Genomic DNA, 20,580 nt, shown 5'->3' on the forward strand with positions numbered 1-20,580 from the left:
GAAATCAGGTGGCGTGTCGGGAGCGCTCAAACACGCCAACCTCAACCCTGCCAACCGCCGGATGCGGACCCGCATGTCCGGTGGTGTGGGAGGGGGCCTCGGAGGTGGCATTCTCCGAGGCCCCTATCCCGATGCGCGGGGCTATCCAGGCTGTCCCTGCAGCGGCGGTGCGAGCCGCGACCGGTGCAGGCACGACATTGCCGGTCGCCGTTTGCGCCGCTCTGGTCGCCCTCACAGCCCCAGCGCGAACAGCGCCAGGCACAGCAGCAGGCCCAGGCCCGGCACGATCACCGTCAGCGCGCCCATCGGTGCGTAGGCAGCCGCGTGGGTTTCGCGGCAGATCGCGCGGATGGTGGTGACGACGTAGCCGTTGTGCGGCAGCGAGTCGAGCACGCCCGAGGAGATCGCCACCGCGCGGTGCAATTGGTTCGGATCGACGCCCTGCGCCAGATAGATCGGGGCCAGGATCGGCAGCGCGATGGCCTGGCCACCGGAAGCCGAGCCGGTCATGGCCGCGATCACGCTCACCGCGATGGCGGCCGTGGCCACGCCCGAGCCGGGCAGGTGGGTGATCCAGTCCACCGCCAGCATGAAGGCTGGTGCCGCCTTGGCCACCGCGCCGAAGCCGACCACGGCGGCGGTGTTGCCGATGGCGATCAGCGCGCCGGTGCTGCCCTCGCCGATGGCGTGGCCGACCATCCGCCGGTGTCGCCAGCAGGCCAGCACGGTGACGATGCAGCCCGCCAGCAGCGCCAGGATCAGCGCCGAGGTCTGGAAGGCGTCGTGCAGCGTGAACGACACCGCCAGCACGGCGATCGGGCCGAGCAGGGCGCGCCAGAATGCGGGCAGGTCGTCGCGCGTGGCTACCGGGTCGCCCTCGCGCGCCTGGAAGCGCTCGCCGCGCGCGGTCGCCCGGCGCAGCATCCAGCTCAGCCACCAGTAGCCGAAGCATGCCATGAAGATCGCCACGATCAGGCTGGCCTCCCACGCCGCCCACGGCGAGCTGCCCAGGTAGGGGATTGGTATCCAGTTCTGGATTTCCGGCGAGCCGGCCGAGGTCATGGTGAAGGTGACCGAGCCGAACGCCAGCGTGGCCGGGATGAAGCGGCGCGGCAGGTCGGCGGCGCGGAACAGCGCCAGCGCGGTCGGGTAGACCGAGAACGCCACCACGAACAGGCTCACGCCGCCATAGGTGAGGATGGCGCAGGCCAGCACCACCGCCAGTGCCGCGCGCTTGGGGCCGATGTGGCCGATCACCCAGCGCGCCACGCTGTCGGCAGCGCCGGTGTCCTCCATCAGCTTCCCGAAGATCGAGCCGAACAGGAACATGAAGAACCATGCCGCCACGAAGCCGGTGAAGCCCGACATGTAGGTGCCGACCAGGTCGCCCTGCCCCTCGGCGGCGAGCGGCGGCAGCAGCGGCAGGCCGCTGGTGAGCGCCACGATGAGGGCGCACAGAGGCGTGGCGACGAACAGGTTCATGCCGCGGATCGTCAGGACGATCAGCAGCGCGAGCGCGCCGACGAGCCCGATCAGGCTGAGCATGCAGGAATGACCCTTTGCGCGTTGCGGACGCCGGGAGTATCCGGGCCGCACCGCGCGCCCGGCACTGTACCAAGGTACAAGTGCCGCCCCGCGGGGCCGGGACTAGGCTGCGCAGCATCCGGCCATGCAGGCGTCATCCGGGCCGTACCACAACCAGACGAGAAGGGGAGAACATGAAGCGCAAGCATCTGAGCCTCGCGATCCATGGCGCGCTTGGCCTCGCGCTCGGCCTGTCGGCCAACGTCATCGCGCAGGAGCGCGATGCGGCCGAGCCCGGTGCCGACGCGGCCAGGCTCGAAGCCATCTCGGTGACTGCACGCCGCCGCGAGGAAACCATCCAGGACGTGCCGGTCGCGGTCACCGCCTTCACGCCCGAGGCCGTCGACAAGCTCAACATCCGCGACCTCGGCGACCTGGGCGCCTACGTCCCCAATCTCACCATCTACGCCGCGCGCGGCTCCAACAGCACCGTCACCGCCTACATCCGCGGCATCGGCCAGTCCGATCCGCTGTGGGGTGTCGATCCGGGCGTGGGCATCTATCTCGACGACGTCTACATCGCCCGTCCGCAGGGCGCGCTGCTGGACGTGTTCGACATCGGCCGCATCGAAGTGCTGCGTGGCCCGCAGGGCACCCTGTACGGCAAGAACACCATCGGCGGCGCGATCAAGTACGTGTCGCGCGAGTTGCCGACCGAGCTGGAGGGCTATGGCCAGCTCACGCTCGGCAACTACAGCCAGCGCGATTTCAAGGGCGCCCTCGGCGGCGCGCTGAACGAGACCGTGCGCGCCCGCGTGGCGGTGGCCAGCCTCAATCGCGACGGTTTCGGCGAGAACATCCGCACCGGCGAGGATGTCAGCGACAAGAACATCGACGCCGTCCGTTTTTCCATCGGGTTCTATCCGAACGACGACTTCAATCTGAAGCTGGCCTTCGACGGCATGGACGACCGCTCGGGCGTGCGTGGCGCGAAGATGCTGGCGCCCAATCCGTTCGTCCCTGGCGTGCAGCCGCTCGATCACCGCTACAACGTCCGCAACGGCATGCCCAACGTCAACAACACGTCGATGCGCGGCGCTTCCGCCACCGCGACCTGGCGTGTCAACGACGATTGGACCTTCAAGTCGATCAGCGCCTGGCGCGAATCGGACACCGAAACCAACATCGATTTCGACACCCTGCCCAACATCATCGCCGACGTGAAGGCCTTCTACGACGATGAGCAGCTGAGCCAGGAGTTCCAGCTGTCCTACGATGCGGCCGGCAGGGTGCGCGGCGTGATGGGCGTGTACTGGTTCGACGGCAAGGCCGGCGGCCGCGTGCTGAACAACTTCTTCAACCTGCTGTTCGGCGATACCCGCGGTCACGTGGACACCGAGAGCATCGCGGTCTATGCCGACGGCACCTTCGACTTCAGCGACAGCGTCAGCCTCAGTGCCGGCCTGCGCTGGACCAGTGAGGAGAAGGCCGCCACCGTGCTCAATCGCGGCTACTCGGACGCCACCTACACGGTGCCGATCAGCGTCGCCGCCGATTTCCGCGACTCGGTGAAATTCACCAACTTCTCGCCGAGGATCTCGCTCGACTACCGCGCCAGCGAGGACATCCTGCTGTACGCACTGGCTTCGCGCGGCTTCAAGTCCGGCGGCTTCAACATCCGCGCCAATGCCGTTGCCGTGCCGCGCTCGGCGCGTCCGTTCGACGACGAGAAGGTGGACAGCTTCGAAGTCGGCAGCAAGATGGCCTTCCTCGACGAGCGGATGTTCCTCAACCTCGCCTACTTCTACAACAAGTACCGGGACATCCAGCTGTCGGTGTTCAGCAGCTTCATCGGCCCGGACGGCACGCCGCAGTTCTTCGGCGACTTCACCAATGCCGGCAAGGGCACCGCCCAGGGCGTCGAGGTGGAGTACCAGTGGAAGCCGAGCGCGCGCTGGTTCGTGAGCGGCAACCTGGCCTGGCTCGACACCAAGTACGACGAGTTCATCAGCGGCGGCGTCAACATCGCCAAGGACCAGAAGTTCACCAACGCCCCGGAGTGGTCCGGCGCGATCAACGTCGAGCACATCCAGCCGCTGGCACGCGGCGAACTGTCCTGGCGCATCGGCATGAGCTACCAGAGCGAGGTCATCCCGACCACCGACCTGAGCACCGCCATCGCCCAGCCCGGCTACAGCCTGCTCAACGCGGGTGTGATCTGGAAGACCGGCGGGCCGTGGAGTTTCTCCCTGCAGGGCACCAACCTGACCGACAAGGAATACCGGACGACCGGCTACAACATTCCGGCGCTGGGCATCCTGACCGGTTTCTATGGGCCTCCCCGCCAGATCAGTCTGTCGGCCCGCTACGACTTCTGAGTGTCGTGCCGGTGCCGTGTCCCCCGGGCCGCGCGAGCGGCCCGTCTTTTTTCCTGCGCCCGGCATGGCAGGCGGCAGCCAGGCCGTCTGCCGGGTGAGCCCGTGGCTGTGACGGACTGGGGCGGGTCTGCCAAGATGGACCGGCTCAGGGCATGCGTGGCGCCGGCGTGGCTTGCGCACGCCCAGGTGCAGGCGTGAAGGAGGGCGGACAGGCTATGCTCGGCGGGTGTGCTCCAGGCTGGGCGGACGGGACGGGATCATGACGGCGGTGCGGCATCCGGGCGCATTCCGGGCCGGCGGGGGACGGCATGCTGTCTGACACCATCGCGGTCCTCGCCGGTCTGCTCTGGCTGGGCCTGCTGTTCGTGGTCGCGCTGTGGGGCGAGCGCCGCGCCGGCGTGCTGGGCCGGCACTGGGCGGTGGTGTACGCGCTCTCGCTCGCCGTCTACTGCACCTCGTGGACCTTCTACGGCACGGTGACCCAGGCTTCGCGCTCGGGCTGGCCGATTCCACCCACCTTCGTCGGCACCATCCTGCTGTACGTGCTCGGTTTCGGCCTGCTGCTTCGGCTGGTGCGGTTGGCGCGCGAGCACAACTCGACCTCGCTGGCCGACCTGATCGCCACCCGCCTCGGCAAGGACTCCTGGCTGGCGGCGACGGTGACCTTCGTCGCCGTGCTCGGCATCGTTCCCTACATCGCCCTGCAGCTGAAGGCGGTGGCGATGAGCTACAGCCTGCTCACCCGCGCCGCCGACCTCAGCCCGCCGCCGTGGCAGGACGTGGCGCTGTACGTCGCGCTGGCCATGGCCTTGTTCGCCATGCTGTTCGGCACCCGCCGCGCCTCGGCCATCGAGCACAACCGCGGGCTGGTGCTGGCGATGGCCTTCGAGTCGCTGCTCAAGCTCGGCGCCATGCTCGCGCTGGGTGCCTTCGTGGTGTTCGGGCTGGATCTCCCTGCAAGCGCCGCCGCGCCACCGCCGCGCAGCGGTGCCGAGGGCTTCGCGCCGCTGGTGCTGCTCGGCGCGCTGGCCATGTTCACCCTCCCGCACCAGTTCCACGTCGGCGTGGTCGAGTGCCAGGACGAGCGTCACCTGCGCACCGCGCGCTGGCTGTTCCCGCTGTACATGTTGCTGATCGCGCTGCCGATCCTGCCGCTGGCCAATGCCGGCGACGCGCTGCTGGGCCCGCTGGGCGTGCCCTCCGATCTGTACGTGCTGGCGCTGCCGCTGTCGGAAGGCCGCGAGGACCTGGCGCTGCTGGCCTTCCTCGGCGGCCTGAGCGCCGCCACCGGCATGGTGATCCTCGCCACGCTCGCATTGAGCCTGATGATCGGCAACCACTGGCTGGCGCCGCTGCTGCTGCGCGGGCGCTGGGCGCAGCGTGAGGGGCAGGATCTGCGCGGCGCGGTGCTGATGCAGCGCCGTGTCGGCATCCTGGCGGTGGTACTGCTGGCCTGGGGCTACAGCCGCGCCATCGTCGGCAGCGAAGCGTTGGCCGATGTCGGCGCGCTGTCGTTCTCCGCACTGGGCACCTTGGCGCCGGCGGTGCTGTTCGCGGTGTGGCGGCCGCATACGCCGCCGCGTGCGGTAATGGCCGGTCTGATCGTCTCGGTGATGCTGTGGACATGGCTGCTGCTGGTGCCGACCCTGGCCGAGGCGATGCCACGCCCGCCGACCTGGCTGCTCGAAGGCCCGTTCGGGTGGCACTGGCTGGCCCCCGACCGGATGCTCGGCCTCACCGGCTGGAGCCGCCTGGCGCGCGCCGTGGTGATCAGCCTGCTCGCCGGCACCGCGGTGACGTTGCTGCTGGCCGCGCGCGGCAGCGTGCTGCGGCACATGCCCGGCGGGGGCCTCGACGTGGCCGTGCTGCGCGACGTGGCGCTGCGCTTCCTGCCGGCCGAGCGGGTCGAGGCGATGCTGGCCGGTGTGCGCGGTCGCACCACTGCCGCGGTCGAAGCGCACGTCGAGCGCGAACTGGCCGCCGTGCTCGGCGCCGCCTCGGCGCGCCTGCTGCTCGATGCCGCCCACCGCGAGACCGGACAGGACCTGGACACCGTTGCCGCCATCGTCGGCGAAGCCTCGCAGGCGCTGCGTTTCAACCAGCGCGTGCTCGAGGCCGCGCTGGAGAACATGTCGCAGGGCATCAGCGTGGTCGACCGCGACTTGCGCCTGGTGGCATGGAACCGCCGCTACGCCGAGCTGTTCGGCTTCCCGCCGGAACTCCTGCAGGTCGGACGGCCAGTGGAGGAGCTGGCCCGTTACGCACTGAGCCATGGCATGGCGCGCGGCGCCGACATCGAGGCGCAGGTGACGCGGCGGCTGGCTCACATGCGCGCCGGCACGCCGCACCTGTCCGAGCGGCAATTTCCCGACGGCACCATCGTCGAGATCCGCGGCAACCCGATGCCCGGCGGTGGCTTCGTCGCCACTTTCACCGACGTCACCGCCTTCCGTCGCGCCGAGGCCGAACTCAAGCGCATCGCCGAGACGCTCGAACAGCGCGTCGTCGAGCGCACCGCGCAGCTCGAGCGTGCCAAGGCCGAGGCCGAGCGCGCCAACCAGGCGAAAACGCGCTTCCTCGCCGCCATCAGCCACGATCTCGCCCAGCCGCTCAACGCCGCCCGCCTGTTCACCCACGCCTTGTCGCAACAACTCGCGCATGGCGGCGCGCACGAGGCGGTGGAGAACATCGACGGCGCGCTTGGCTCGGCCGAGAGCCTGCTGTCCGGTCTGCTCGACATCTCGCGTCTCGACGCTGGCGGCATGAGCGCCAAGGTGCAGGATTTCTGCGCCCACGACCTGCTCCAGCACCTCGCCGCCGAGTTCCGCGTGCTGGCGGCGGAGAAGGGCATCGAACTGCACTGTGTGCCCTCGCGCGCCTGGCTGCGCAGCGACCCGCAGCTGCTGCGCCGCGTGCTGCAGAACTTCCTCGCCAATGCCGTGCGCTACACCGCGCGCGGACGCGTGCTGCTCGGCTGCCGCCGCGACGGCGACGCCCTGCGCATCGAGGTCTGGGACACCGGCCCCGGCATCGCCGAGGCCGACCGTCGCCTCATCTTCGAGGAGTTCCGCCGCCTCGACCGCAGCAGTCAAGGCCTTGGGCTCGGCTTGTCGATCGCCGAGCGCATTGCGGGCCTGCTGGGGCATCCCTTGGGGCTGCGCTCCTGGCCCGGCCGCGGCACCGTCTTCAGCATCCGCGTCCCACGCGGCCTGCCGCAGACCGCCGCCCGACCGAAAGCCGCCCACGCCGCCTTGCGCGCTCCAGGCGGCCGCGTCCTGGTCGTCGACAACGACCCCGCCGTGCTCAAGGGCATGCAGGCCTTGCTGGGCGGCTGGCAGTGCGAGGTTCTCGCCGCCCGCGACGGCGACGAAGCCCACGCCCTGTACACGGCGGGCGCGCCCGACCTGGTCCTGCTCGACTACCACCTCGACGACGGCCTGACCGGGCTCGCCCTCTACCGGCGCCTGATCGACGGCCAGCCCGCGCGCCCCTTCATCGTCATCACCGCCGACCACAGCCAGCACGTCCGCGACGCCGTCGCTGCCGCCGGCGGTCACCTGCTGCACAAACCGCTCAAGCCGCTGGCGCTCAAGTCGGTAATGGCGCGGCTGCTGGCGGCGAGGGCGGGGTAGAGTACGATTGGGTGCGGTCGGGGGATGGATGAGGAGGTGGAGCGTGCGTGTGATTTTGCGTTCCTTCATGGTGGCGATGGGGGTGGCCTGTGCATGCTCGGCCATCGCCGGCAAGATCGATGGCGGCATGCCCCACCGCATTTCGATGAATGTGAGCGTGCCCAAGCAGACGCAGGGCGCCACGTTTGGTGAGCGGGTGAACGCTGGCCTGCAGGCGCCAGGGAGCGCCGTGGCCCAAGGCGCCAGCCTGCAGATCGTCGCGGCCTGCGATGGCCGCCAGTGCGTCGTGCACTTCCCCGGCGGGGAGGGTATGCGTGCCGATTTGCAGACGCTGCAACTGGCTCCGGCCGCATCGGGGGTGGCGGCCGTGGGTGTGATTCCCGGCGGCGCGATCGTCTCCGCCGTGGTGTCTGCCCTGTCGCCCGGCAACGCCGGTGGCGGCGCAGCTTCCGCCGCCTACGCGGCGACCGGTCGGGCAGCCCCGGCGATGGCGGAGCTGCCCAGCCGCGAGGCCGGCCCGGGGCAGATCGACGTCACCGAACCGCTGACCGATGGCGAGTATCTGCTGACCCTCGTGGTGGAAAAAGGTGCGGTGGGAGACGGCAAGGGAGTCGAGAACGCCGTCAGCGGGCTGAAGGGCGCGCTGAAGACCCAGGCGCGCACGAGGGCGTCGGCACGGGTGCGGATCGAACTGGCCTTCCAGGTGCAGGATGGCGCCCTGCGGGCCCGCCATGACAGCCCCAGGAACAATATTGCGAACGTGCGCTGAGCCGCACCCTCAGCGCCGGTGCTTGCGGGCGCAGATGGCGGCGTCCGCGCAGGTCACCGGCATCACGACAGATGCGCCGTCCACGGGGTAACGCCACGCGGTTTGTTCAGTCCTTGGCGACGCTGCGGCTGGGGTCGGCGAGCTCCAGCGAGCGCAGCAGCACGCCGGCCTGGGTGCGGTTGCGCACGCCGAGCTTCTCGAAGATGGCGCTCATGTGCGCCTTGACGGTGCGCTCCTGGATGCCGAGTTCGTCGGCTATCTGCTTGTTGAGCCGGCCCTCGGCGACGCGGCTGAGCACCTTGAACTGCTGCGGGGTGAGGGTGGCGAGCCTGGCGGAGAGGTCGGCATCCTCGCGGCTGCCGGGCAGCGCCTCGATGTCGGCGCGCAGCGCGGGCGGCAGCCATTCCTCGCAGTCGAGCACGGCGCGCAGGGCGGCCTGCAGTTCGTCCATGCCGGCGCGCTTGGGAATGAAGCCGGCGGCGCCGTAGGCCAGCGCGCGGCGGATCGTGGCCGGGTCGTCGTGGGCGGAGATCATCACCACCGCCACGCTCGGGAACTCGCCGCGCAGCGCGGCCAGGCCCATCAGGCCGTGGCTGTCGGGCAGGTGCAGGTCGAGCAGCACCAGGTCGGTGTCCGGCTGCGCGGCGAGCGTGGCGCGGGCTTGCTCCAGACTGCCGGCCTCGGCGACATCGGCGCCGTCGATCACGCCGCGCACCGCCTGTACCAGCGCGAGCCGGTACAGCGGGTGGTCGTCGGCGATCAGCAGGCGCGGCATGCCTATTGCGAGGTCCAGCCGCCATCGATGGGAATGGCGGCGCCGGTGAGGTTGTGCGACTGCGGTCGGCACAGCCAGAGCACGGCGTCGGCGATCTCCTCCGGCAGGCAGGTGCGCTGGCTGGGCTGTTTCTCGCGCAGCAGTTCGCGGATGCCGTCGTCGCGGCTGCCGCCGATGGCCTGCGCGCGGGCCTGGATCTGCGGCTCGATCAGCGGCGTCTCCACCCAGCCGGGGCAGATGCAGTTGACGGTGACGCCGCCACTGGCGCGGCTGCCCTGCGCGGCGTATTCCAGCGCGGCCACCTTGCTCAGCCCGACCATGCCGAACTTGCTGGCGACGTAGGGCGCCTTGTTCACCGAGGCCACCAGACCGTGCACCGAGGCGATGTTGACCACGCGGCCGTAGCCGCGCTCGGCCATGCCCGGCAGCGCCAGCCGCATGGTGTGGAAGGCGGCGCTGAGGTTGATGGCGAGGATGGCGTCCCAGCACTCGGTGGGCATCTCGGCCAGCGCGGCGGTGTGCTGCATGCCGGCACAGTTGACCAGCACGTCCGGTGGCGACCAGGCCGCGCACTCGACCATCATCCGCTCGATGGCGGGGACTTGGCGCAGGTCGGCGTCGAAATGGCGTGCCTCGGGCGCGCCGGCAGCGAGCACGGCGGCCTGCGCTTCGGCGATGACTTCGGGCGTGCCCAGGCCGTTGATCGCCACGCGCGCGCCGGCGGCGCCGAGGGCGCGGGCGATGGCCAGGCCGATGCCGGAGGTGGCACCGGTGACCAGGGCGGTGCGGCCGGCGAGGAAACGGTCGGTCATGGGATTGCCTGTGGAATGTGGAACCGGAGGCCGTCAGTGTGCCGCGCACGGGCGGGCTTGTCCTCGTACCAAGGTACGATGCGGTGGCCGGGTGCGGCTGGTAGCGTGCCGGCATGCGCCAGACCACGATGATCCCGATGCGTCCCCTCGCCGCCGCGCTGCTCGCGGCGGTCCTCGCCACCGCCTGTTCGGAGCGCGCCGCGCCCGTGCCTACAGCATCCCTCAGCGCAAGCGAGATCGCCCAGCACGTCCACCGCGACGGCGACGACCTGCTGACCGCCGGGCTGGGGCTCGACGGCCTGCGCTCGCCGGTGCCGCCGCCGTTCGCCGATGCCGACGCGCCGACCGCGCAGGAGCTGCGTCGCCGCGCGGTGTGGGCCAACTGGCGCGGCATCGCCGATCTGGCCCCGGGCGGCGGTTTCGGCGAGATCTACGGTGCGGCCGAGCCGGTGCCGGGGCGCGAGTTCCACGCACTCATGACGCTGCCGGGCGCGGCCCACCCGCATCGGGTGATGCTGCAACTGCCCGATGCTTTCGATGCGGAGAAACGCTGCGTCGTGGTCGCCGCCTCGTCCGGTTCGCGCGGCATCTACGGCGCGATCGCGCTGGCCGGCGCCTGGGGGCTGCCACGCGGCTGCGCGGTGGCCTACACCGACAAGGGCGCCGGCACCGGCTGGTTCGACACGGCGAGCGGGCAGGGTGCCACACTCGACGGCACGCCGGGCGGCACGGACCAGACACTGGAATTCGCGCCCGAAGTCGAAACCGGCGCGGGGCCGCGGGTGCTGGTCAAGCACGCCCATTCCGGCGACAACCCCGAGGCCGACTGGGGCCGGCATGTGCAGCAGGCGGCCGACTTCGCGCTGCAGGTGCTCAGCCGCGAGCTGGGTCAGCCGTTCACCCACGCCGACACGCGGGTGATCGCGGTCGGCGTCTCCAACGGTGCCGGCGCGGTGTTGCGCGCGGCCGAGCTCGACGGCGACTGGCTGGACGGCGTGGTCGCGGTGTCGCCGAACATCCTTCCCGGCGAGGGCGGCCGGCCGTTGTACGACTACGCCACCGAGGCGGCGCTGCTGATGCCCTGCGCGCTGGCGTCGAGCGCCTTCGACAACGAGCCGCTGGCGCGCCCCGGTGGCGTGGTGCCGCCGGCGTGGATGCTGCGCTGCGAGACGCTGGCGCAGGCCGGCCTGTTGTCGGAAGCCGACCCCGCCGCGCATGCGCAGGAGGCCTACGCCCGCCTGCGCGCCAACGGCTGGACCGATGCCGCGCTGGTCGCCGGCACGCTCAGCGTCGGCTTCGACCTGTGGCGCGCGGTGGCGGTGACCTACGCCGCCGCCTATGCCCGCAGCGGCAGCGGCGATATGCCCTGCGGCTACGGCTTCGCCATGCTCGATGCCGATGGCTTGCCGCGCGCGCCGACCCTGGCCGAGCGCAGCGCGTGGTGGAGCGACAGCGCCGGCATCCCGCCGGCTGCCGGCGTGCAGCTCATCGACACCCTGGCTGCCGGCATCGACCCGGCCCTGCCGGGGCTGCTCTGCCTGCGCGGCCTGTGGGATGGGCAGGGCGAGCATGCCGCGGCGCTGCGCGCAGGCATCGAGGCCACCCGCGCGGCGCTGCCGCGCGCCAGCCTGCCGGTGATGGTGATGCACGGCAGCGACGACGGGCTGGTGCCGGAGGCATTCTCGGGCGGCGCCTACGCCGCCTGGGCCCAGGCCAACGGCCGCGACTTGCGCTACTGGCGGATCGCCAACGCGCAGCACTTCGATGCCTTCCTCGGCCTGCCGCCGCTGGCCATGCGCTACGTGCCGCTGATGCCCTACGCCTACCGCGGGCTGGACGCGATGTGGTCGCATCTGGCCGACGGTGCGCCGTTGCCGGCCAGCGCCGAGATCGCCGCCACGCCGCGCGCGCTGCGCGCCGAAGGCATCGAACCGCTGCGGCCGGAGCATCTGGCGCTGCCATAGCTGCCGGTTTCCGGGGGGCGCGGTGGCGCCGCTGCCGCGGAAAGTCGCGCCGTGGGTGCTAGCATCTGTGCTGCGACTTCCGGAGGACGCATGAGTGCATCGAATCCGTCTGGGCCGGCCGATTTCGCCGATCTGGCCCGGCAGTACTGGCATGCCTTCGGCGATTTCGCCCGCCAGGCCGGCGAAGGGCTGGGGGCGACGTCCGTCAGCGAGGGTCTGCAGCAGGCGGTGGACTGGTGGAGCCGGTTGGCCCACTCCAGCCGCGAGGAGACCAACCAGGCGGTCGAACAGTTCACCCGTCAGGCGCGTGACTGGTTCGGGCTGATGCAGGACGTGGCCGGGCAGTTCGCCGGACGCGACGCCAGCGCCGCCGACATCGCCAGGGCATGGAAGCAGGCCTTGGGCGCCAATGGCGAGAGTCCGTTTCCGGAACTGTTCCGCGGTATCGCCGGCCCCGGCATCCGGGGTTTGCAGCAGTGGGCCGAGGACGCCTCGCCGTATCTGCAGGCCTGGCGCAAGGAACTGGATGCACTGCTCGGGCTGCCGACCTTCGGCTTTGCCCGCGAGCATCTGGCGCGCCGGCAGAAGCTGGCGCAGGCGCAGATCGACCTGCAGGAAAAGCAGGCCGCCTACCACGCACTGCTGGCACGCGCCGGCGAGCGCGCCTTCGAGATCTTCGAGAACAGACTGGCCGAGCGCAGCGAGCCGGGCAGGCAGATCGAGTCGGCCAGGGCACTGTTCGACCTGTGGATCGACGCCGCCGAGGAAGCCTACGCCGAGGTCGCCCTCAGCCCCGAGTTCCGCCGCGTGTACGGTGAGCTCGTCAATGCGCAGATGCGCGCGCAGGCGGCGTTGCAGGGCGAAGTCGAACAGATGTGCCGGGCCTTGGGCATGCCGACCCGCAGCGAGGTCGCCAGCGGCCACCGCAAGCTGCATCAGCTCGAACGCGAAGTGCGCGAACTGAAGGCGCGCCTGGCGACGATCGAGGGCGACAAGTCCACTGCCTCGCCAGTGAAGAGGGCGGCGGCGGAAAAGTCGGCCGCGCAGCCTGCTGCGAAGAAGGCTTCCGTCGCGAAGAAAACCATCGCGAAGAACACCGTCAAAAAGACCGTCAAAAAGACCGCCGCGCGCGGCCGGAAGGGCTGAGCCATGTACGGACCGCTGAACATCACGCCCGACCGCCTCGCCGCCGAGGTCCAGACCCTGCAGCGCAAGCTGGCTGCCGGCCTGCAGACCCTGCGCGAGGTCAGCGACACGAGCTACGGCGCCACGCCCAGGCAGGCCGTGTACAGCGACGGCAAGCTCACGCTGTACCGCTTCGTCGGCGAGCGCGCGCCGACCGCGAAGGTTCCGCTGCTGATCGTCTACGCGCTGGTCAATCGCCCGTACATGGTCGATCTGCAGCACGACCGCTCGCTGGTGAAGGGCCTGCTGGCGCGCGGCGAGGACGTCTACATCATCGACTGGGGCTATCCCGATCTGTCCGACCGCTGGAACACGCTGGAGGACTACATCGAGCGCTTCATCGGCGGCTGCGTGGACCACCTGCGCGAGAGCCATGGCCTGGACGCGATCAACCTGCTCGGCATCTGCCAGGGCGGCGCGTTCTCGCTGTGCTACGCCGCCCTGCACCCGGACAAGGTGAAGAACCTGGTCACGATGGTGACGCCGGTGGACTTCCACACCCCGGACAACATGCTCTCGCACTGGACCCGCGAGATCGACGTGGATCTGTTCGTCGACACGCTCGGCAACGTGCCGGCCGACCTGATGAACTGGTGCTACCTCACGCTCAAGCCGTACCGGCTGTTCATGCAGAAGTACGTCGGCATGGTCGACATCCTCGACGACGTCGGCGAGCTGGAGAACTTCCTGCGCATGGAGCGCTGGATCTTCGACTCGCCCGACCAGGCCGGCGAGGCGTTCCGCCAGTTCATCAAGGATTTCTACCAGCGCAACGGCTTGGTCAACGGCGGGGTGGAGATCGGCGGCCGCGAAGTCAGCCTGAAGAACCTGCGCATGCCGGTGCTCAACATCTACGCCGAGCAGGACCACCTGGTGCCGCCGGACGCCTCGCGCGCCTTGCGCGGGCTGGCGGGCACGAAGGACTACACCGAAATCAGCTTCAAGGGCGGCCACATCGGCATCTACGTGTCCGGTCGCGCCCAGCGCGAGGTGCCGACGGCGATCCACGACTGGCTGGCGCAGCGGGCCTGAACCGCCGCAAGTCCGGCCCGATCCGGCTCAGCGCGGCGTCGGGGTTTCCGGATTGACCTGCGGGTCGGTGACGGTGCGCCGGGCCAGCAGCGCCTCGCGGCGGGCGATGTAGGCGTTGGCGGCGAAGATGATGAGCGCGCCCAGGATCACCCAGCGGTCCAGGCGCTCGTCGAACAGCAGGTAGCCGAATACCGCCACCACCGGCAGCTGCAGGAAGCTGATCGGGGTCAGCATCGAGGCGTCGCCGATCTGCAGGGCACGGGTCCAGCACATGTGGCCGAGGGTGCCGAGCGCGCCCGCCAGCACGATCCACAGCCAGGTGATGCCGACCGGCGTCTCCCAGACGAACAGCGCCGGCAGCAGCGACATCGGGATCCAGAAGATCGTGGTGTACAGCACGATGGCGTCGGGCTTCTCGGTGCGTGCGAGCACCTTGATGCTGAGCGCGACGATGGCGCTGGCGGCAGCGGCGAGCAGGGCGACCAGCGAGCCGGCGGTGAAGCTGTCGCCGAACGGGCGCACGATGACCAGCACGCCGAGCAGGCCGACCAGCACCGCCGTCCAGCGGCGGGCGCGGACGATCTCGCCCAGCACCAGCACCGCGCCGATGGTGACGAACAGCGGCGTGGAATAGGACAGCGAGATCGCCTGCGCCAGCGGCAGGTTCACGATCGCCCAGAAACCGGCCAGCATCGAGACGATGCCGATCAGACAGCGCAGGAAGTACATGTGCAGCTTGTCGGTGCGCAGCAGGCCCAGGCCGTGGCGGGCGAGCAGCGGCAGCGCGAAGGCGAAGCCGAACAGGTTGCGGAAGAAGGCGATCTCGAACGGGTGCAGCTGCTTGGAGGCCAGCCGGATGGTGACCGCCATGCAGCCGAAGAACACCGCGCTCAAGGTCATCAGGCCGACCGCGCGCCAGATCTCGCGGGAACGATGGTCGGCGGCGGCGTCCTGGCTCATGCGACGGGTGTTTCCGTGGGCGGGTGGATCGGCGCGGCGCCGAGGATGCGCGGCTCGGCTTCGAGCACGATGCCGTAGCGGTCGTACACCGACTGCGCGATCCGTCGCGCCAGCGCCAGGATCTGTGCGCCGGTGGCGCGGCCATGGTTGACCAGCACCAGCGCATGCTGCTCGGCCACGCCGGCGTCGCCCTCGCGGTGGCCCTTCCAGCCACAGCTCTCGATCAGCCAGGCGGCCGAGAGCTTGTGGCTGCCGTCCGCTCCAGCCGGCCAGGCCGGCAGGGCCGGGTGCTCGGCCTGCAGTCGTCCGGCGACGTCGGCCGGCACCACCGGGTTCTTGAAGAAGCTGCCGGCGTTGCCGATCAGCGCCGGGTTGGGCAGCTTGCGGGTGCGGATGCGGGCGATGGCCTCGGCGACGTGGGCGGCGCGGGCGCGCGGCATGTCCACACCCATCGCGGCCAGCTCCTCGCGCACGCCAGCGTAGTCCATGCGCAGCGGGCGTTGGCGTGGCAGGCGCAGCTCGACGGCGGTGACGATCCAGCGCTCCGGCTCGCGCTTGAAAATGCTGTCGCGGTAGCCGAACGCGCAGGCGGCGTTGTCGAGTCGCTCGATGCGGCCGGTGAGGCGGTCGAAGGCTTCGACCGCCTCGATGAACTCACGCACCTCCACGCCGTAGGCGCCGATGTTCTGGATCGGCGCGGCGCCGACGGTGCCGGGAATCAGGGCCAGATTCTCCAGCCCGCACAGCCCATGGGCGAGCGTCCAGCCGACCAGGTCGTTCCAGTTGACGCCGGCCTCGGCGCGCACCCGGGCGGCGTCGCCGCTGTCCTCGACGATGCGCAGGTCGACCATCGCCAGGCTCAGCACCAGCCCGGGCCAGTCGCCGGCGAACAGCACGTTGCTGCCTTCGCCCAGCACCAGCACTGGCGTGTTCCGCAGGCGCGGGAAAGCGAACAGTTCGGCCAGACCCCGTGCGCTGCGCACGTCGGCGAGCAGGGCCGCGCGTGCCGGCACCCGGAAGGTGTTGCGGGCGATCAGCGGCGCGTCTTCGAGCAGGGTGAAGTCGGTCATCGCTCGCCGCGCGGGGCACCCGGCAGGCTGGCACCGCTGCCGGTCGGCGCTTCGCGGCGGCGGCGCATCGCCTCGACGCACTCGCGGATGAGTTCGGGGCCGCGGTAGATCAGACCGGTGTAGCACTGCACCAGGGTCGCGCCAGCAGCGACCTTGCCCACCGCATCGGCGCCGCTGAGGATGCCGCCGACGCCGACCAGCGGGATGCGCGCATCCAGCCGCGTGCGCAGTCGGCGCAGCACGGCGGTGCTGCGGCCGTAGAGCGGCTTGCCGGACAGGCCGCCGGCCTCGCCGGCCAGCCGGTGGCCTTCGATGACGCGACGGTCCACGGTGGTGTTGGTGGCGATCACGCCATCGACCTGCGCCGCGTTCAGCACGTCGGCGATGCCGTCGATCTCCTCCTCGGACAGGTCCGGCGCGATCTTCAGCAGCATCGGCTTGCGCGCGCCGTGCCGCGCGCCGAGGCGCTCCTGGGCGTCGCGCAGGGTGCCCAGGAAGCGGCGCAGGGTTTGCTCTTCCTGCAGGTCGCGCAGGCCCTGCGTGTTCGGCGAGGAGATGTTGACGGTGACATAGTCGGCCAGCGGGTAGACGCGCTCCAGGCAGTGCAGGTAGTCGTCCGCCGCGTTTTCGTTGGGTGTGTCCTTGTTCTTGCCGATGTTGATGCCGAGCACGCCGCGGCGCCGCGCACGCTCGACGTTTCGCACCAGTGCATCGACGCCGCCGTTGTTGAAGCCGAGCCGGTTGATCACGGCCTGGTGCTCGGGCAGACGGAACATGCGCGGCTTCGGGTTGCCGGCCTGCGGGCGCGGGGTGACCGTGCCGATTTCGACGAAGCCGAAGCCGAGTGCGAGCAGGGCGTCGATGTGCTCGCCGTTCTTGTCCAGCCCGGCGGCCAGGCCCACCGGGTTCGCGAAGTCGATGCCGAACACGCGCACCGGCATCGGCTCGGGCCGCGCCGCCAGCAGCGGATTGAGGCCGAGACGGTAGGCCGTCTCCAGCGCGCGCAGGCCGAGGCCGTGCGCCTGCTCGGCGTCGAGGCGGAACAGGAAGGGGCGGGCGAGTCCGTACACGGTCAGCCGGTCAGGTTGGCGAGAAAGGCGAGGCCGCCGAAGAACAGCAGCACCACGGCGACCAGCAGGAAGACGAACAGCAGTTGCAGCCAGCCCAGCACCAGCCCGGCGATCGCCATGCCGTCGCCGGCGACGGCTCCCTGGCTATGCCGGATCTCGCTGCGGGCGACATGGCCGGTGACGATGGCGACGATGGCCCCGAGCAACGGCAGCACGGTCCAGGCGAGGATGCCGAAGATCAGGCTGATCACGGCGGTGGCGCTGGTTTGCGGGGTGGCGTTCATCGCGGTCTCCTCAGGGCAGCAGCCAGTGCATGATCCGGCCGCCATAGGCGAGCATGAGCAGCCCGGCGCCGACCATCGCCAGCGTTTCCAGCCGCTTGCCGAGGGAATCCTGCAGGGCGCCCCGGCCCAGTGCCTCGCGCAGGCGCAGGAACCAGAACTCCGGCATCCGCGCCAGCGGCAGGAGCAGCAGGAACAGGCCCGTCCCCGACAGGGTCTCGCCAACCTGGTTGCGCGCCACACCCTGCATCGCCGAGAGCGCGGCGAACACCAGCAGGGCGGCGGTCAGCACGCCGGCCAGCCGCCGGCGCAGCGGGCCCAGTGTCGGCGGCGTGCGTGCCGGCATCGCTCAGAGGTCGAACTTGATGCCCTGCGCCAGCGGCAGGGCATCGGAGTAGTTGATGGTGTTGGTCTGCCGGCGCATGTAGGCCTTCCAGGCGTCCGAGCCCGATTCGCGGCCGCCGCCGGTTTCCTTCTCGCCACCGAAGGCGCCGCCGATCTCGGCGCCGGACGTGCCGATGTTGACGTTGGCGATGCCGCAGTCGCTGCCGGCTGCCGAGAGGAACTGCTCGGCCGCCTTCAGGTTCTGGGTGAAGATCGCGCTCGACAGGCCCTGCGGTACCGCATTCTGCATCTCGATGGCCTCGTCCAGCGTCGAGTACGGCATCACGTAGAGGATCGGTGCGAAGGTTTCGTGCTGCACGATCTGGTCGCTGTTCTTCAGCCCGGTGATGATCGTCGGCAGCACGAAGAAACCCGGGCGGTCGATCGCGGCGCCGCCGGTTTCGACCTTGCCGCCGGCCGCCTTGGCCTGTTCGATGGCATCGAGGTAGGCCTGCACGGCCTCGCGGCTGTTGAGCGGGCCCATCAGGTTGGCCGGATCGGTCGGATCGCCGATTTTCTGCTCGACCTGCTTGTAGGCGGCGACCAGCTTGCCGAGCACCTCGTCGAAGATCGACTCGTGCACGAACAGGCGGCGGGTGGTGGTGCAGCGCTGGCCGGCCGTGCCGACCGCGCCGAACACGATGGCGGGGATGGCGAGCTTCAGGTCCGCGCTGGGGTCGACGATGATGGCGTTGTTGCCGCCCAGCTCCAGCAGCGAGCGGCCCATGCGGCGGGCGACGCGCTCGCCGACCAGGCGTCCGACACGGGTCGAGCCGGTGAAGCTGATCAGCGGGATGCGCTTGTCGTCGACCAGGCGCTGTGCCAGCTCGGTGCCGGCGTCGTTGAACAGGAAGAAGATGTCCGGGAAGCCGCCGGCGCGCAGCGCCTCGTTGCAGATCTTCATCGCGGCGATCGCCGACAGCGGGGTCTTGGGCGAGGGCTTCCAGATCGTGATGTCGCCACAGACGGCGGCGATGAAGGCGTTCCAGCTCCACACCGCGACCGGGAAGTTGAAGGCCGAGATCACCCCGATCACGCCCAGCGGGTGCCACTGCTCGTACATGCGGTGGCCGGGGCGTTCGGAGTGCATGGTCAGGCCGTAGAGCTGGCGCGAGAGGCCGACGGCGAACTCGCCGATGTCGATCATCTCCTGCACCTCGCCGTCGCCCTCGGGCTTGGACTTGCCCATCTCCAGCGCGACCAGCGAACCCAGTGCGTCCTTGTGCCGGCGCAGCGCCTCGGCGCACAGCCGGATCGCCTCGCCGCGGCGCGGGGCCGGCGTGGTGCGCCAGGTCCTGAACGTCGCCTGGGCGCGCTCCAGGATCGTCTCGTAGTCGGCCGCGTTGGTGGCATACACCCGCCCCAGCACCTCGCCCGTGGTCGGGTTGACCGGCTCCAGCACGCCGGCATCGGTGGCTTGCGACCACTCGCCGTTGCCGAGATAGGTGCCGGACTCGACGGAGCCGAGGCCCAGGGCGGTGAGGACGGGATGGGGCATGGTGTCTCCTGATGCTGACGCGCCCGCGCGGACGGACGCCCGGAAGGTGGCAGCCCCGACACGATTCGAACGTGCGACCTTCCCCTTAGGAGGGGGACGCTCTATCCAGCTGAGCTACGGGGCCATGGACGGCACATTGTAACCGCAAGCGGCGACGCGGCCATGCCGGGGCGCCGGCACGCGGCGGGCGGAAACGACGAAGGCCGGGACATGCCCGGCCTCCGTCCTGGAATGGATGGTGGCGGATGGTTGCCCCAGTGCTGACTGACCTCCCGAGCTGATGAGCGCTGGCGCGGGTTGCTGCGGAAACCGGTTCTTCCGGGTTTTGCGTGGCCGTCAGGCCTTGACTTCGGAGGGGATGGGCTCCCCGCGTACACGGGCATGCCTGGTAAAGATCGGCAGGGATTCGACTGTCGGTGACCATAAGCCGTCGGCGAAAGCCCTTGAAACGGGAACACAAGCCACTATCTCCATGGAAATCGAGACATGCTCGCGCACGTGCTGGCCTTCTGGTTCTTCATGGGCGATTGAATGCGCACTGCGCGGGTTTTGTGTGAATGGCTACCGAAAGGAGAGAGAACATGAATTTTGACCTCAAGAAACTCGCCCCCTGGAACTGGTTCAAGAAGGAGCAGCAGGAGGCGCAGCAAAGCGCCGGCAACCTGCCGGTCGCTCGGTCACAGGCTCCGGGCGGCCTGCCCAGCCTGCACACTGCCGATCCGCTGCTCCAGTTGCACCGCGAGGTCGATCGGCTGTTCGACGAGGCCTTCCGGGGTTTCGGCCTCGGCTTCCCGCGTCTGAGCCTGCCTGCGTCGGCGCCGTCGTTGCTGCCCCAGTGGCAAGGTGTGCTGCGGCCTTTGGTCGACATCCAGGAGACTGACAAGCAGTACGTCATCACGCTGGAAGTGCCAGGCGTCGAGGAGAAAGACATCCAGCTCACCCTGGACGACGACGTGCTGTGGATTCGTGGCGAGAAGCGTCAGGAAGCGGAACGCAAGGATGCGCAGTACCACTTCGTGGAGCGCAGCTACGGCAGCTTCCAGCGCGCCCTGAACCTGCCGGCCGACGCCAACCAGGACGCCATCAAGGCCTCATTCAAGAATGGCGTGCTGACCATCATGATCGACAAGCGCGAGCAGCCGGCTGCCAGCGGCGCCCGCCGGATTCCCATCCAGAGCTGATCGGATGCGTCGTTCCAGCGCCACCTCGGGTGGCGCTCTTTTTTTAACTGCGCCCTTTGGGGCTG

Annotated in this window: 16 protein-coding genes and 1 tRNA gene; 7 read left to right on the plus strand and 10 right to left on the minus strand. The window is 70.0% G+C overall.

The window, feature by feature from the left end; all coding sequences use genetic code 11:
* Positions 1-231: 231 nt before the first annotated feature.
* Positions 232-1,545: a GntP family permease gene (locus HNQ58_RS12405; RefSeq protein ID WP_183949246.1), complete on the minus strand. Its 1,314-nt coding sequence runs from the start codon at positions 1,543-1,545 to the stop codon at positions 232-234.
* 173 nt (positions 1,546-1,718) lie between these two features.
* Here HNQ58_RS12405 and HNQ58_RS12410 point away from each other — a divergent pair, with 173 nt between their 5' ends.
* From HNQ58_RS12410 to HNQ58_RS12420, 3 genes are all read left to right on the plus strand, one after another.
* Positions 1,719-3,902, plus strand: coding sequence for a TonB-dependent receptor (locus HNQ58_RS12410; protein WP_183949247.1), 2,184 nt, complete (start codon positions 1,719-1,721; stop codon positions 3,900-3,902).
* 308 nt (positions 3,903-4,210) lie between these two features.
* Positions 4,211-7,534, plus strand: a complete 3,324-nt coding sequence (locus HNQ58_RS12415; protein WP_183949248.1) for a hybrid sensor histidine kinase/response regulator — start codon at positions 4,211-4,213, stop codon at positions 7,532-7,534.
* Between the two features lie 43 nt (positions 7,535-7,577).
* On the plus strand, positions 7,578-8,303 hold the full coding sequence (locus HNQ58_RS12420) for a hypothetical protein (protein WP_183949270.1): 726 nt from the start codon (positions 7,578-7,580) through the stop codon (positions 8,301-8,303).
* 106 nt (positions 8,304-8,409) lie between these two features.
* Here HNQ58_RS12420 and HNQ58_RS12425 read toward each other — a convergent pair whose 3' ends face one another.
* Together HNQ58_RS12425 and HNQ58_RS12430 are read right to left on the minus strand one after the other, a co-directional pair.
* Positions 8,410-9,078: a response regulator transcription factor gene (locus HNQ58_RS12425; RefSeq protein WP_183949249.1), complete on the minus strand. Its 669-nt coding sequence runs from the start codon at positions 9,076-9,078 to the stop codon at positions 8,410-8,412.
* 2 nt (positions 9,079-9,080) lie between these two features.
* Positions 9,081-9,890: a 3-hydroxybutyrate dehydrogenase gene (locus HNQ58_RS12430; protein WP_183949250.1), complete on the minus strand. Its 810-nt coding sequence runs from the start codon at positions 9,888-9,890 to the stop codon at positions 9,081-9,083.
* Between the two features lie 137 nt (positions 9,891-10,027).
* On the opposite strand from HNQ58_RS12430, the gene HNQ58_RS12435 reads away from it, so the two are divergent.
* From HNQ58_RS12435 to HNQ58_RS12445, 3 genes are all read left to right on the plus strand, one after another.
* Positions 10,028-11,854, plus strand: coding sequence for a 3-hydroxybutyrate oligomer hydrolase family protein (locus tag HNQ58_RS12435; protein WP_183949251.1), 1,827 nt, complete (start codon positions 10,028-10,030; stop codon positions 11,852-11,854).
* 90 nt (positions 11,855-11,944) lie between these two features.
* Positions 11,945-13,000 (plus strand): class III poly(R)-hydroxyalkanoic acid synthase subunit PhaE, encoded by a 1,056-nt coding sequence (phaE, locus tag HNQ58_RS12440; protein ID WP_183949252.1) that lies wholly within the window; start codon positions 11,945-11,947, stop codon positions 12,998-13,000.
* 3 nt (positions 13,001-13,003) lie between these two features.
* Positions 13,004-14,071 (plus strand): class III poly(R)-hydroxyalkanoic acid synthase subunit PhaC, encoded by a 1,068-nt coding sequence (locus HNQ58_RS12445; protein ID WP_183949253.1) that lies wholly within the window; start codon positions 13,004-13,006, stop codon positions 14,069-14,071.
* A 27-nt stretch (positions 14,072-14,098) separates the two neighbouring features.
* Here HNQ58_RS12445 and HNQ58_RS12450 read toward each other — a convergent pair whose 3' ends face one another.
* The 7 genes from HNQ58_RS12450 to HNQ58_RS12480 all read right to left on the minus strand — a co-directional run bounded on the left by HNQ58_RS12450 (position 14,099) and on the right by HNQ58_RS12480 (position 19,458).
* Positions 14,099-15,031, minus strand: a complete 933-nt coding sequence (locus HNQ58_RS12450) for a DMT family transporter (RefSeq protein WP_183949254.1) — start codon at positions 15,029-15,031, stop codon at positions 14,099-14,101.
* Positions 15,028-16,101: a UDP-N-acetylmuramate dehydrogenase gene (gene murB / locus HNQ58_RS12455; protein ID WP_183949255.1), complete on the minus strand. Its 1,074-nt coding sequence runs from the start codon at positions 16,099-16,101 to the stop codon at positions 15,028-15,030. The genes HNQ58_RS12450 and murB overlap by 4 nt, the downstream gene beginning before the upstream one ends.
* Positions 16,098-17,171, minus strand: coding sequence for a quinone-dependent dihydroorotate dehydrogenase (locus tag HNQ58_RS12460; protein ID WP_183949256.1), 1,074 nt, complete (start codon positions 17,169-17,171; stop codon positions 16,098-16,100). Before HNQ58_RS12460 ends, murB begins: the two co-directional genes overlap by 4 nt.
* A 2-nt stretch (positions 17,172-17,173) precedes the next feature.
* Positions 17,174-17,455 (minus strand): DUF4190 domain-containing protein, encoded by a 282-nt coding sequence (locus HNQ58_RS12465; RefSeq protein WP_183949257.1) that lies wholly within the window; start codon positions 17,453-17,455, stop codon positions 17,174-17,176.
* Positions 17,456-17,465: 10 nt separating this feature from the next.
* The gene (locus tag HNQ58_RS12470; RefSeq protein ID WP_183949258.1) at positions 17,466-17,798 is read right to left on the minus strand and encodes a hypothetical protein; all 333 of its coding nucleotides are present in this window, start codon (positions 17,796-17,798) and stop codon (positions 17,466-17,468) included.
* Positions 17,799-17,801: 3 nt separating this feature from the next.
* Positions 17,802-19,334 carry an L-piperidine-6-carboxylate dehydrogenase gene (amaB, locus tag HNQ58_RS12475; RefSeq protein ID WP_183949259.1) on the minus strand — a complete coding sequence of 511 codons (1,533 nt, stop codon included), beginning with the start codon at positions 19,332-19,334 and terminating at the stop codon, positions 17,802-17,804.
* 47 nt (positions 19,335-19,381) lie between these two features.
* Positions 19,382-19,458: transfer RNA gene (locus HNQ58_RS12480), tRNA-Arg, on the minus strand.
* Between the two features lie 457 nt (positions 19,459-19,915).
* Between HNQ58_RS12480 and HNQ58_RS12485 the strand changes: the two genes are divergently transcribed.
* Positions 19,916-20,515: an Hsp20/alpha crystallin family protein gene (locus HNQ58_RS12485; RefSeq protein ID WP_183949260.1), complete on the plus strand. Its 600-nt coding sequence runs from the start codon at positions 19,916-19,918 to the stop codon at positions 20,513-20,515.
* Positions 20,516-20,580 lie beyond the last annotated feature (65 nt).

Source organism: Rehaibacterium terrae, assembly GCF_014202935.1.
Taxonomy (GTDB): Bacteria; Pseudomonadota; Gammaproteobacteria; order Xanthomonadales; family Xanthomonadaceae; genus Rehaibacterium; species Rehaibacterium terrae.